The following is a 1573-nucleotide window of genomic DNA, read 5'->3' as shown; positions in this document are numbered from 1 at the left end:
CCTATAACGCTGGTTCACAACCATCAGCTTCAATTCCGTCATCTCTTCGATCGCATAGCGCACCCCTTCCCGGCCGAAACCGGAAAGTTTGACGCCTCCATAAGGCATATGATCCACGCGGAACGTAGGCACATCATTGACCACCAGGCCGCCGACCTCGATGCCCTCGAAGGCTGCTGCGATGAGCCGGAGGTCACTGGTGAAGATCCCGGCCTGCAATCCGTAATCGCTGCGATCCACAGCGCGGATGGCCTCTATTGGATCCTCATAGCGATAGAGGCCGATCAGAGGCCCAAAGACTTCCTGGCAGGAAATCTTCATATCCTCCTGGATCGAGGCCAAGACCGTGGGCTCCCACAGGTTCCCGGTCCGCCGTCCCCCGATCAGCACTTTCGCGCCGCCTTCGATGGCCTCCTGAATCCATGTCTCAATGCGTTCGGCGGCCTCCCGATCGATCACTGGACCGACATCGGTTGTTTCGTCTAAAGGGTCTCCCACACGGAGAGCGGAAACCCGCTGCAGGAGACGGTCCACAAAGGTTTCGTAGATTTCCTCATGGATGTATACCCGCTGCACCGAGATGCAGGATTGGCCGGCATAGGTGAACCCGCCCCAGGTTACCCGTTCTGCGGCGTAATCCAGATCGGCATCCTGGTGAACGATCACCCCGGCGTTTCCTCCCAGTTCCAGAGTCACCCGCTTACGCCCGGCGCGGGCTTTTAGCCCCCATCCCACCACCGGGCTACCGGTGAAGGTCAACATGCGAATCCGATCATCCCGCACCAGGAGCTCTGCATCCTGCGTCGTGCATGGAATCACGGCGAATCCTTCCGGCGGCCATCCAGCTTCCAGGATGATCTCGCCCAGCTTGAGAGCGCTGACTGGCGTCTTGGTAGAAGGTCGGATCAGGATCGGATTGCCGGCAGCCAGCGCCGGAGCGACCTTATGGACCACGAGGTTCAGTGGGAAATTGAAAGGCGTGATTCCCAGGATGGGGCCCAGGGGGACTCGACGCACATATCCGATGCGCTCCTCGGTTCCGGGAACCCAATCCAGGGGCACAATCTCGCCGTAGATCCGCTTGGCCTCCTCAGCGGCCACCTTAAAGGTGAAGACCGCCCGGTCGACCTCCACCCGGGCTGTTCGGATCGGCTTTCCGGCTTCCAGGGCGATGGTGCGAGCGAACTCTTCTCGCCGGGCGGCGATCCCTGCGCTGATTCGCTCCAGGATCTCTGCCCGTTTCCAGGAGGGCATCCGTCGCGTGGCCTCGAAGGCCCGGGTAGCGGCAGCCACCGTTGTCTCCAGCTCGTCGGGTCGAGCTCGATGCGCTACGGCCACCAGGGATTCGTCGTAGGGGCTTCGCACTTCAACGGCATCCCCCGTGCGGATCCAGCGCCCTGCCACCAGAACGCCGTATTCGCCCAAAGGAAGCTCTTCCGACCGGATCCCTTCCATTGCCAGCGCGGCGGATCCTCGTAACCGCCCCTGCTCGCTCATCCCCAGCCTCCTTATGCAGTTAGTGGAGAAGCTCCAAGGGCTCTTCGATCAACTCGGCCAGGGTGGTCAGAAATTG

At 61.3% G+C, this 1573-nt stretch carries 1 protein-coding gene; it reads right to left on the bottom strand.

Annotated elements, in window-relative coordinates; translation table 11 throughout:
* Positions 1 to 1497: aldehyde dehydrogenase family protein (locus NZM16_RS00200; RefSeq protein WP_295477678.1), on the bottom strand; the 1497-nt coding region annotated here is incomplete at its 3' end.
* Positions 1498 to 1573 lie beyond the last annotated feature (76 nt).

Origin of the sequence: Thermoflexus sp., assembly GCF_025055495.1 — a bacterium.
Lineage (GTDB): Bacteria > Chloroflexota > Anaerolineae > Thermoflexales > Thermoflexaceae > Thermoflexus.
Note: the sequence above shows the minus strand (reverse complement) of the source record. Positions and strands in the feature narration are given on the sequence as shown.